Here is an 11417-nt window from a genome sequence, read left to right on the forward strand (position 1 = left end):
CCGGCCGTCGGCGGCAGCGCGGCCGGCTGCGTGTCCGTGCGCGTGAAGTCGAAGGCCGAGGTCAGGTCGCCGCAGATCGCCCGGCGCCAGGGCGAGATGTTGGGCTCGCGCACCCCGAAGCGGCTCTCCATGAAGCGGATGACCGAGGTGTGGTCGAAGGTCTCGGAGCAGGTGTAGCCGCCCTTGGACCAGGGGGAGACGACGATCATCGGGACGCGCGGGCCCAGGCCGTAGGGGCCGGCCGCGTAGCCGACCTTGCCGTTGAACCAGTCCAGGGAGGTGGCGACCGTGGACTTGCCCCAGGAGGAGTCGCCGGGGACGAACGGCGGGACCACGTGGTCGAAGAAGCCGTCGTTCTCGTCGTACGTGATGAACAGGGCGGTACGGGCCCACACGTCCGGGTTCGAGGTCAGTGCGTCCAGGACCTGCGCGATGTACCAGGCGCCGTAGTTGGCGGGCCAGTTGGCGTGTTCCGAGAAGGCCTCGGGGGCGGCGATCCAGGAGATCTGGGGGAGGGTGCCCGCCTGTACGTCGGCCCGGAGCCTGTCGAAGTAGCCCTCGCCCGCCTTGGCGTTCGTGCCGGTGCGGGCCTTGTCGTACAGCGGGCTGCCCGGCTGCGCGTTCCGGTAGGTGTTGAAGTAGAGGAGGGAGTTGTCGCCGTAGTTGCCGCGGAAGGCGTCGTTGATCCAGCCCCACGAGCCGGCCGCGTTCAGGCCGTCGCCGATGTCCTGGTAGACCTTCCAGGAGACGCCCGCCGCCTCCAGGCGCTCGGGGTAGGTGGTCCAGCCGTAGCCCGCCTCGGCGTTGTTCAGGACGGGGCCGCCGCCCGTGCCGTCGTTGCCGACGTAACCGGTCCACATGTAGTAGCGGTTGGGGTCGGTCGCGCCGATGAACGAGCAGTGGTACGCGTCGCAGATGGTGAAGGCGTCGGCGAGCGCGTAGTGGAACGGGATGTCCTCGCGGGTGAGGTGCGCCATCGTGGCCTTGGTCTTGGCCGGGATCCAGTTGTTGTACTTGCCCTTGTTCCAGGCGCTCTGGCCGCCCTGCCAGTCGTGGTTCAGGCCCTGGAGGTACTCCATGCCCAGCTTGTCGCTGGTCGGCCGGAAGGGCAGGGTGGTGTTCCCGGAGTTGTCCTCCTGGTTCCAGACCGACTTCCCGCTGGGCAGGGTGACCGGACGCGGGTCGCCGAAGCCCCGTACGCCCTTCATCGCCCCGAAATAGTGGTCGAAGGAACGATTCTCCTGCATCAGGACGACGATGTGCTCGATGTCCTGGATCGTGCCGGTTGATCCCTGCGCCGGTATCGCGGCGGCGCGGGCGATGCTCTCCGAGAGCATCGTGAACGCGGCGGCGCCGCCGGTCAGCTGGAGAAACCGGCGGCGATTGAGGTCGGCCATGGGGGAGTTGTCCTCCGGGGATGCGTGCGAACGGTGGGGGTGCGGGTGCGCGCACGGCCGGACGGGCCCGGCCGACGGGCGCCCCAAAGGAGAGCGCCCGTGGACCACGGCCCGGCGGCCGTTCCATGACTGCCCGCCGTACGCCAAGCGAACCCCCCGTGCCCGAACGTGAAAACTCACAACCGAACGCCCCCGGTGGGTCATTGACCTCCGGGGGCGCGCGTGAACCAACAGAAAACCACTCGCTGAACTGCTCGGCGAACCGGCGAACCGGCGAACCGGCGAACCGGCGAACCGGCGAACCGGCGAGCCGGCGAACTACTCGACGACGAGCTCGACCTCGATGTTCCCGCGGGTGGCCTTCGAGTACGGGCAGAACGCGTGCGTCTTCTTCAGGAGCGCGAGGCCCGCCTCGCCCTGGAGGTGGTCGGGGAACTCGGCGCGCATCACGACCGCGAGGCCGAAGCCGCCGTCCGCCGGGTCCTTGCCGATCGAGACCTCGGCGGTGACGGAGGCCTCGGAGATGTCGATCTTCTCCTGGCGGGCGACCACGCCCATGGCGCTGGCGAAGCAGGCCGCGTACCCGGCGGCGAAGAGCTGCTCGGGGTTGGTGCCCTGACCGTTGCCGCCGAGGGCCTGCGGGTGGGCGAGGGGGAGGTCGATGTGGCCGTCGGAGCTGACGGCGCGGCCCTCGCGGCCGTTGGCGGTGGCGACGGCGGTGTAGATCGCGTCCATGGGTGTTCTTCCGTCCTGTCCGGGTTCCGGGAAGTGGTGGCCACTTATTTGTAGCGCACGATTTAGTTGTGCACAACTTAATCGCGTGTGAGGGTCCTCGCGTATCCTGGAGCCATGGAGACGCTCGACACGGTCCCGGACGAGGACTTCCTCCGGCTCGACCACCAGATCTGCTTCTCGCTGCACGCGGCGACCCGCGCCTTCAACGGCGTCTACCGCGAGGCCCTCAAGGAGCTCGGGCTCACCTATCCGCAGTACCTCGTCATGCTCGTGCTCTGGGAGCACGGCGAGCTGCCCGTGAAGGGCATCGGCGAGCGGCTGCGGCTCGACTCCGGGACCCTGTCACCGCTGCTCAAGAGGCTCGAAGCGGCCGGGCACGTCGAGCGCCGCCGCAGCCCCGAGGACGAGCGGTCCGTCACCGTCCGCCTCACCGGCGACGGCACCGCCCTGCGCGAGAAGGCCCTCGGCGTGCCGCGCCGGATCGCCGCCGCCACAGGCCTCGGTCTCGAGGAGATCCGCGATCTGCGGGAGCGGCTCGACGCGCTCGCCGTCCGGCTCGACGCCGTCGACCCGGACGACCTGGCCTCCTGTGCGACCGGTCTCCAGGGCACCACGGGTCTCTAGGGCGCCACCGGTCTCCAGGGCGCCGCCGGTTCTCCGGGACGCCACCGGTCGCGGAGGCGTCGCGTACGTACGCGCGTTCACTAAATTGTAAGGAGCATCAGCCGCACCCGCTCCTATACTCGCCTCATGTCCGACATCACCATCCGGCGCGCCACCGCCGACGACTCCCCACGGCTGACCCGGCTCGTCCGGACCTCAGGGGCCTACCGGGGCGACTACGCCGCCATGGTCGAGGGCTACCAGGTCGGCGGCCCGTACATCGAGCACCACCCCGTCTACGTCGCCGTCGACGACGGTGACGGCGGCCGCGTCCTCGGGTTCTACGCGCTCCTCGTCGACGAGGCCGAGCTCGACCTCGCGTTCGTCGCCGACGCGGCCCAGGGACTCGGCATAGGCCGGCTCCTCATGGAGCACATGACCGAGCGGGCCAGGGCCGCCGGGCTCGGCTCCGTGCGGGTCGTCGCGCACCCGCCCGCCGAGGAGTTCTACCTGCGGACCGGCGCCGTCCGCACCGGCACCGTACGGCCCACCGGACGCATCCACTGGGAGCGCCCCGAGCTGCGGTACGACGTCGCGTGACCGCCACCCAGGACACCCCGGACACCCAGGGCGGCCGGGAGCAGGAGCAGGCGCAGGACCGCCGCAAGGTCTTCGCCGACCTCACCCCGCTGCGCACCTCCGCGCACTTCCGCCGCCTCTGGTTCGGCAGCACCGTCTCCTGGGTCGGCCAGGGCATGACGTCGCTCGCCATCTCCCTCCAGGTGTACGACATCACCCGCTCGCCCTTCTCCGTCGGGCTCGTCGGCCTCTTCTCCCTCGTCCCGCTCGTCGTCTTCGGCCTGTACGGCGGCGCCATCGCCGACACCGTCGACCGCCGCAAGCTCGGCCTCGCCAGCGCCAGCGGCTCCGCCGTGCTCTCCATCGCCCTCGCCGGTGCCGCGTTCGCCGGCTTCCACCACGTCTGGTTCCTGTACGGGATCGTCGCCCTCCAGGCCGTGTGCACCGCGCTCAACGCGCCCGCCCGCTCCTCGATGATCCCCCGGCTCCTGCCGCCCGAGCAGCTGCGCGCCGCCAACGCGCTCAACTCGATGGTCATGACCTTCGGCACGCTCGTCGGGCCGAGCCTCGGCGGCCTGATCGTCGGCCTCGCCGGCTACCAGACCGCGTACTTCGTCGACGCCGTCGCCTTCACCGCGAGCCTGTACGCGATGTGGCGACTGCCGTCCATGCTCCCGGAGCGGACCGGCGGCAAGAGGGCCTCCGTGCTCGACGGGCTGCGGTTCCTCGCCACCCGTCCCAACCTGCGCATGACGTTCTTCTCGGACTTCTGCGCGATGATCCTCGCCCACCCGCGCGCCCTGTTCCCGGCCGTCGCCGTCCTCTGGTTCGGCGGCGACGCGAAGACCACCGGACTCCTCGTCGCCGCGCCCGCGTTCGGGGCGCTCCTCGGCGGGGTCCTCTCCGGCTGGCAGGGCCGCATCCGCCACCACGGGCAGGCGATCCTCCTCGCCGTCGCCGCCTGGGGCACCGCCATCGCCGTCTTCGGACTCACCCGGAACCTCTGGCTCGGGCTGCTCCTGCTCGCCCTCGCCGGCTACTCCGACACCGTCTCGATGATCTTCCGGAACACGATGATGCAGGTCGCCGCCCCGGACGAGATGCGCGGCCGGCTCCAGGGCGTCTTCATCGTGGTCGTCGCGGGCGGGCCCCGGCTCGGCGACTTCCTCGCGGGCTCCGTCGCCGACCTCACCTCACCCACGGTCGCCATCACCGGCGGCGGGATCGCCTGCGTCCTCGCGATCGGACTCCTCGCCCTGTACGGGCGCGGATTCCGCCGCTACGACGCCCACGACCCGACGCCGTGACCCCGCCGCTCCCGCACCACGGCACGGGCAGGGCCTTGTTCATGACCTTGCCCGTGCCGTTGCGGGGCAGCGCGTCCAGGTGGCGCACCACTGGCCCGGTTCGGGTCCGCGGCGGGCGCGCGGCGACCACCGCGCACAGGGCCGCGAGGGGAAGTTCCGCGCACACGGCCATGGCGACGGCGACGGCAAGTTCCGGTCCTGCGGCGGCGGTGGCGAGGTCGACGCAGGCGTCCGCGAGGAGGAGCACCGCGGCGGCTGCCGCGGGCGCGCGGTGCCGGGCGTCGCCGCGCAGCAGCCGGCTGCCGGCGGTGAGCAGCGCGGCGGCCTCCAGGGCGTCGAGGGTGACCCAGGCGGCGGCCTCGGCGGGCGGGAGCGTACCGGCGAGGTAGCCGAGCCAGGGCAGCAGGGTGAGGCCCGCGCCCACGAGTGCACGGCCCTGCAGACGGCGGACGCGGCTGAGGCGCGGGACGCCGGGAGAAGGGCGACTGCCGTCGGTCGGCAGGGGGATGAGGGAGGCGAGAGCCATGTCGGAGGTCCCTTCCGATGTCGGGAACCCGGCCGTCGGGCTCGTGATCAACCCTCCTTCCGCCGCCCTCCGGAGTCAGTAACACCGCTGTCCGTCCTGGGGTGGCACTGGATACACCCCCGATGCGGACGACAGGTTCATGGCAGGCCGTGGAGACCGGCGCCTACCGTGGGGGCATGAAGATCCGGACCCGGCTGCGGCGGGCGCTCACCCGTCTGACGCGCGACGCGTCCTTCCTCGCTGTGGGGGCGCCGCTCCATCTCCTCATGGGGCTCCTGCTGTTCGTGGTCTTCGGCTTCGTGTGGGAGAGCGTCGCGGGAGCGGACGGAGGCTGGCCGATCGGCCTGGGGATCACGGTCGTGTTGACGGTGCTCTGCGTGCCGGCGCTGACCGTGGCCCAGCGCTGGCGTTTCCGGCGGCTGCTCGGCATCGACATCCCCCGCCCGGGGTGGCGGCGGCCCTGGCGCCAGTTCGGCTACCACTTCCTGGCCGGGATGCTGTTCGGCGGGCTCGAAACGCTGGTGGTGGCGCTGATCACGGCCGGCCTCGCCACCTCGCTGACCACGGTGTGGGTCTACGCGATCCCCTGGAAATGGCGGATCGAGCACCCCGAATACTCCACGCAGGCCGCGTACGTCTCCGTCGCGGGACTGCTCGTGCTGGCGGCCGTCCCGTACCTGGCCGCCGCCCTCGTGCGCCTGGAGAGCGAGGTGGTCCCCGCCCTGCTCGGCCGCAGCCGGGAGGAGGACCTGGCGCGGCGGGTCGAGGACCTCACCGAGAGCCGGGCCGGCGCGGTCGACGCCGCCGACGCGGAACGGCGGCGCATCGAACGGGACCTGCACGACGGAGCGCAGCAGCGTCTCGTGTCGCTGGCGCTCAACCTCGGCATAGCCAGGGCCACGCTCGTCGATCTGCCGCCCGAGGCGCGCGAGGTGATCGACGCGGCGCACCGGGAGGCGAAGGAGGCGATCGAGGAGCTGAGCAGCCTCGTGCGCGGCCTTCACCCCGCCGTCCTGGACGAACTCGGCCTGGACGCGGCCCTGTCCGGACTCGCGGCCCGCGCCCCGCTGCCCGTACGGCTGAGGACGGACCTGCCCCGACGGCCGGCGCCCGCGGTCGAGGCGGTCGCGTACTTCGTGGTCTCCGAGGCGCTGACGAACGTCGCCAAGCACGCACCCGAGGCGACCCGGGCCGATGTGACGGTCACCCGGCTGGGCGGGATACTGCGGGTGGTGATCGCGGACGACGGCCTGGGCGGGGCCGACCCCGCCAAGGGAAGCGGCCTGACGGGACTCGCCCAGCGCGTGCGGTCCGTCGACGGAACGTTCCGGATGAACAGCCCGGTGGGGGGACCGACCATGATGAGCGTGGATCTGCCGTGTCAGAGCTGAAGTACGCGGGGCGGGAGGAGCCCCGGACACGACGTGCGGTGATCGCCGAGGACTCCGTCCTGTTGCGGATGGGCCTGGTCAAGGTGGTCGAGATGGCCGGCTTCCAGGTGGCCGCCGAGGTGGGCGACGCCGAGGGGCTCCTCGCCGCGGTCGAGGAGCACGGGCCCGAACTCGCGGTGGTGGACGTCCGGATGCCGCCGGGCTTCACGGACGAGGGAGTGCGCGCCGCGCTGTCGATCCGCCGCAACCGGCCCTCGACCGCCGTGCTGCTGCTCTCGCAGTACGTCGAGGAGCGCTACGCGGCCGACCTGCTCGCCGCCCACACCAGCGGCGTGGGCTATCTGCTCAAGCAGCGGGTCGCGGACGTCGAGGAGTTCATCGAGGCGCTGCGGCGGGTCGCGGACGGCGGCACGGCGCTCGATCCGCAGGTCGTCGCCCAGCTTCTCGTACGGCGGTCGAACGATCCGCTGGAACGGCTGACGGCCCGCGAGAGCGAGGTGCTCTCCCTCATGGCCGAGGGCCGCTCCAACGCGGGCATCGCGGCCCAGCTCGTCGTCAGCGAGAGCGCGGTCGCCAAGCACATCAACAGCATCCTCGCCAAACTCGACCTGCCCAAGGCGGACGCCGACCACCGTCGGGTCCTGGCCGTCCTGCGCTTCCTGGGCGTGGGCGCCTGAGGCGCTGCTACGGGCGGCCGGCCGTGACCTCGGCCGGCTTCGGGTCCGGGGTCTCGCCGCCCGGGCGGATCCCCCGCATCCGCCCGTACGCGTACACGCACCCCGCCAGCGCCAGGTCCGACAGCAGCATGAAGCCGATCGAGTACGAACCCTTCGCGCTGTAGATCGCGCCCATCACCAGCGGCGGCACGAACCCGCCGAGGCCGCCCGTCGCGCCGACGATGCCGGTCACGCTGCCCACCTGGGCCTGCGGGGTGACCTGGGAGACCAGGGCGAACACGGAGCCGCTCGCCGTGCCGAGTCCGGCCGCCATGACGAGCAGGGCGATCGTGCCGCCCGGGTACAGCGGCGGGTCGAAGGCCTGGACGATCGCGAACAGGGCCGCCGTGCCGAGCGCGGCGGCCGTCACGAGCGCCGGGTGGATCCGGTCGGAGAGCCAGCCGCCGATCGGCCGGAAGACGACCGTGACCAGGGCGAATCCGGCGGCCTTGGTGCCCGCGTCCGTCGGGTCCAGCTCGTACCAGGTCTTCAGGTACGTCGGCAGGTAGACGCCGAACGCGACGATGCCGCCGAAGCCGATCGCGTACAGCGCCGACAGCTCCCACGTCACCCGCAGCCGGCCCGCCGAGCCCAGCCGCGACGCGAGGGAGGCCGTCGGCACCGGGCGGTCAGGGCGGTCCGTGATCAGGAAGGCGGCGAGCACCGCGTACCCCGCCAGCGCGATCGCCACCACGACGAACGGCAGGTTCTCGCCGTGCTTGGCGATCCGGGGCGTGAAGTAGCCGGAGAGCGCCACGCCGCCCATGCCCATGCCGAACACGCCGAGCGCGAGACCGCGCTTGGCGGGCGGGAACCAGGAGTTGACCAGCGGGATGCCGATGGCGAACGTCGTGCCGCCCAGACCGAGGAGGAAGGCGACGACCAGCATCAGACCGTAGCTGTCCTTGACCACGATCAGCAGCAGCACGGGGACGATGGTCAGCGCCGAGACGAGCGGGAACATCCTCTTCGCTCCGTACCGGTCGGTCAGGGCTCCCGCCGGCACGCGGCCGATCGAGCCGACCAGGACGGGAACCGCGACGAGGAACGACTGCTGGAAGGAGCTGAGTTCCAGGCGGTCGCCGTACCAGCTCGCGAGCGGTGCGATCAGGTTCCACGCCCAGAAGGTGAGCGTGAAGCCGATGGTGGCCATCACCAGATTGCGGTAGGCCGCCGCTGTCGGGGGCTTGGTCTCGGTGGTCACGTCATCAGTCAAGATCCGGAGGCAGCCGCTCGGCGCGTCGGGCTACTCCGTACGGGGGGCTCGGGGCCAGGTCACCGTGGTCGGCTCCGTGCCGTCGTCCCCGGTCGGGCCGTACGGGGCGGGGCCAGGTCACCGTGGTCGGCTCCGTGCCGTCGTCCTCGGTCGGCCGTACGGCTCAGGGCCAGCTCACCGTCGTCGGCGGCGTGCCGTCGTCCTCCACGCGCAGTCGGGCGCCGGCGGCCCCCGCCGACACCTCGACCGTGATCGCGCCGACCCCGGGCCGCCGGTGCGCCGCCGCGAGCGCCCCGCGCAGTACGGCGAGGAGCCTGCCCGCGGTCTCCTCGTCGACGAGCGTGTCGACCGCCCCGGCGAAGTGCACGGACGGCTGGAAGCCGAGCAGGACCGCGGCCCCGCCGGTCTCGCGCAGCACCCGCCCCCGGAAGGAGGTCGGCGCGTCCGCCGGCGGCTGCTGGAGCGCGAAGATGGTCGTCCGGACCTCCTGGATCGTCGAGTCCAGTTCGTCCACCGCCCGGCCGAGCAGCGCGTTCTCCTCGGAGGAGCCGGCCGCCCGCCGCCGGGTGGACTCCAGCATCATCTCCGTGGCGAACAGCCGCTGCACCACCAGGTCGTGCAGGTCACGGGCGATCCGGTCGCGGTCCTCGAAGACCGCGAGCCGCTCCCGGTCGTGCCGCGCGTCCGCGAGGACGAGCGCGAGCGCCGCCTGCGAGGCGAACTGCGAGGCGAGCAGCCGGTCCACCGCCGAGTAGGGCGCGCCGCCGCGCCGCCGGGGCAGGGCGAGGGTGCCGATGAGCTTCCCGCCGCTCTGCAGCGGCAGCATCATCGACGGGCCGAAGCGGGACCGTACGTGCGTCGTCATCCGGGGGTCGGTCGCCGAGTCCTCGACGAACACCGGCTCCCCGCCGAGGAGTTGCACCAGGACGGGGGAGCCGGGCGCGATCGTCGTGCCGACCAGGTCACCCGGGTCGTCCAGGGTGGAGGCGGCGACGATCTCCATCCCGCCCTCCTCGGTGGGCTGGAGGACCACGCCGGCCGAGGCGTCGGCGAGGACGCGGGCCCGCTCGGCGACGGTCGTCAGGGCGTTCTCGGCGGTGGCGCCGGTGAGCAGGGCCGTGGTCACCGCGGCCGCGCCCTCGATCCACCGCTCCCGCTGCCGGGCCGTCTCGTACAGGCGGGCGTTGCCGATGGCGATCCCGGCCTGGGAGGCGAGGACCCGCAGCAGGGCGAGGTCCTCCTCGGTGAAGGAGCCCGCGCGCTTCTCGGTGAGGTACAGATTGCCGAAGACCTCGGTGTGCACCCGGATCGGGACGCCGAGGAAGGTGCGCATCTCCGGGTGGCCCGCGGGCACGCCGGAGGAGCGCGGGTCGGCCGTCAGGTCGTCGAGCCGCAGCGGCTGCCGGTCCCGGATCAGGGCGCCGATCAGCCCGGCGCGGCCGTCGGGGAGGTGCCCGATCCGCTGCCGCTCCTCGTCCGTCACACCGGAGGTGAAGAGCTCGGTGAGGCGGTGGCGCTCGGGGTCGACGACCCCGAGCGCCCCGTAGCGGGCTCCGGTCAGCTCGGTGGCGGAGTCCACGATGTGCTGGAGGGTGGTGCGGAGTTCGAGGTCCGTGCCGACGCCGAGGACCGCTTCGAGCAGCATGGGCAGGCGGGGGGCGTCCTCCGCGTCCGTGGCCTCGGCACCCTCGTCCATGATCGTCATGGTCTCATTGTCGTACGAACCATCCGTTTTCGGGCGATCGTCGTTCAGTCCTCGTCGGCGAGCGGGTCCCGCTCCGCCAGCGGGTCGAGGATCATCGGCTGGACCTTGCCCTCCAGCATCGCGCCGAGCCCCAGGACCGCGCACACGTCCGGCCGTTCGGCGATGTGCACCGGCATCCCGGTCGCCTCGCGCAGCATCTGGTCCAGGCCCGGCAGCAGGGCGCTGCCGCCCACCATCATGATCCCGCGGTCCGCGAGGTCGGCCACCAGGTCCGGCGGGCAGTCCCGCAGCACCTTCCCGATGCCGTCGAGGACCGCCGTCAGCGGGGTGTGGATCGCGTCCCGCACGGCGGCGGTGTCGACGGTCACCGAACGGGCCAGGCCCGTGGCGACGTCCCGGCCGTGGATCTCCGTCCAGGCGGGCCCCTGCGCCGTCAGGCCGTTGCCGCTGAGGGCCAGTTGCAGCGGGCGCACCGACTGGCTCGGCAGCATCAGCTCGTGGTGGTGGCGCAGGTGCTGGATGACGGCGTGGTCGATGGCGTCGCCGCCGACCGGCATCCGCTCGGCCGTGACGATCGCGCCGAGCGACAGCACCGCGACCTGTGTGGTCGCCGCCCCGCACACCAGGATCATGGTCGCCGTCGGCTGCTCCACGGGCAGCCCGCAGCCCACGGCCGCCGCGATCAGGGTGTCGACCAGCTCGACCCGGCGCGCCCCGAGACCGACGAGGGTCTCCACGGCGGCGCGCTGCGCCAGCGGGTCGCTGTCGTGCGGGGTGCAGGCGGCCGCGCGCAGCCGGGGCTTGCGGCGCAGCTGCCGGCGGAGCTTCTCGCCGAGGAGGTGACGGAGCATCCGCTGCGCCATCTCGATGTCGACGACCGTGCCGCCCGAGACCGGGCGGACGACCCGGATGTAGTCGGGGGTGCGGCCGGTCATCTTCTCGGCGAGCGCGCCGACGGCGATCAGCGCTCCGGTACGGGTGTTGACGGCGGCGACGCTCGGCTCGTCGACGACGAGTCCGGTGCCCTTCACGAAGACCCGGGTGCGGGCGGCACCCAGGTCGACGGCGACATGGCAACGACGCAGCTGCTCAAGGCTGACGGTCACGGCGGATCCTCCGGAGTGCGGTGCTGGCACGGGCGAGGGGTCGCGAGGCGGGTCGCGATTCGCGGTCCTGTTCGCATCGTCCGGCCGTCCGGGGCGCGGCGCGCGCTGGGCTGCGCCGCCCGGGGCTCCGGCACGG

General features: G+C 72.5%; 11 protein-coding genes. 5 read left to right on the forward strand and 6 right to left on the reverse strand.

What is annotated here, in order from left to right; all coding sequences use genetic code 11:
- Together CCN56_RS04275 and CCN56_RS04280 are read right to left on the reverse strand one after the other, a co-directional pair.
- The coding region (locus tag CCN56_RS04275; RefSeq protein WP_086823769.1) for a phosphocholine-specific phospholipase C at positions 1-1397 on the reverse strand (1397 nt) is incomplete at its 3' end.
- Between the two features lie 318 nt (positions 1398-1715).
- On the reverse strand, positions 1716-2132 hold the full coding sequence (locus CCN56_RS04280) for an organic hydroperoxide resistance protein (RefSeq protein WP_041129101.1): 417 nt from the start codon (positions 2130-2132) through the stop codon (positions 1716-1718).
- A gap of 114 nt (positions 2133-2246) precedes the next feature.
- On the opposite strand from CCN56_RS04280, the gene CCN56_RS04285 reads away from it, so the two are divergent.
- The 3 genes from CCN56_RS04285 to CCN56_RS04295 all read left to right on the forward strand — a co-directional run bounded on the left by CCN56_RS04285 (position 2247) and on the right by CCN56_RS04295 (position 4621).
- On the forward strand, positions 2247-2756 hold the full coding sequence (locus CCN56_RS04285) for a MarR family winged helix-turn-helix transcriptional regulator (RefSeq protein ID WP_086823771.1): 510 nt from the start codon (positions 2247-2249) through the stop codon (positions 2754-2756).
- A 126-nt stretch (positions 2757-2882) separates the two neighbouring features.
- On the forward strand, positions 2883-3335 hold the full coding sequence (locus CCN56_RS04290; RefSeq protein WP_086823773.1) for a GNAT family N-acetyltransferase: 453 nt from the start codon (positions 2883-2885) through the stop codon (positions 3333-3335).
- Positions 3336-3424: 89 nt separating this feature from the next.
- A complete protein-coding gene (locus tag CCN56_RS04295) occupies positions 3425-4621 on the forward strand; it encodes an MFS transporter (protein WP_373412818.1) in 1197 nt (398 codons plus the stop codon).
- Here CCN56_RS04295 and CCN56_RS44190 read toward each other — a convergent pair.
- Positions 4524-5147: a hypothetical protein gene (locus CCN56_RS44190; RefSeq protein WP_256961725.1), complete on the reverse strand. Its 624-nt coding sequence runs from the start codon at positions 5145-5147 to the stop codon at positions 4524-4526. The two genes, CCN56_RS04295 and CCN56_RS44190, sit on opposite strands and share 98 nt — an antisense overlap.
- Before the next feature lie 176 nt (positions 5148-5323).
- Here CCN56_RS44190 and CCN56_RS04305 point away from each other — a divergent pair, with 176 nt between their 5' ends.
- Together CCN56_RS04305 and CCN56_RS04310 are read left to right on the forward strand one after the other, a co-directional pair.
- Entirely contained in the window at positions 5324-6538 is a 1215-nt protein-coding gene (locus tag CCN56_RS04305; RefSeq protein ID WP_086823777.1) for a sensor histidine kinase, read from the forward strand.
- A 38-nt stretch (positions 6539-6576) separates the two neighbouring features.
- Entirely contained in the window at positions 6577-7215 is a 639-nt protein-coding gene (locus tag CCN56_RS04310) for a response regulator transcription factor (protein WP_086823792.1), read from the forward strand.
- A gap of 7 nt (positions 7216-7222) precedes the next feature.
- Here CCN56_RS04310 and CCN56_RS04315 read toward each other — a convergent pair whose 3' ends face one another.
- The 3 genes from CCN56_RS04315 to CCN56_RS04325 all read right to left on the reverse strand — a co-directional run bounded on the left by CCN56_RS04315 (position 7223) and on the right by CCN56_RS04325 (position 11281).
- Positions 7223-8407 carry a NarK/NasA family nitrate transporter gene (locus CCN56_RS04315; protein ID WP_086823799.1) on the reverse strand — a complete coding sequence of 395 codons (1185 nt, stop codon included), beginning with the start codon at positions 8405-8407 and terminating at the stop codon, positions 7223-7225.
- 226 nt (positions 8408-8633) lie between these two features.
- Complete coding sequence (locus CCN56_RS04320; RefSeq protein WP_086823794.1) at positions 8634-10175, reverse strand: GAF domain-containing protein; 1542 nt, start codon at positions 10173-10175, stop codon at positions 8634-8636.
- A gap of 44 nt (positions 10176-10219) precedes the next feature.
- Positions 10220-11281, reverse strand: coding sequence for a rod shape-determining protein (locus tag CCN56_RS04325; RefSeq protein WP_086823796.1), 1062 nt, complete (start codon positions 11279-11281; stop codon positions 10220-10222).
- Positions 11282-11417: the final 136 nt, after the last annotated feature.

Source organism: Streptomyces sp. NRRL B-24572, assembly GCF_002156145.1.
Classification (GTDB): Bacteria; Actinomycetota; Actinomycetes; order Streptomycetales; family Streptomycetaceae; genus Streptomyces; species Streptomyces vietnamensis.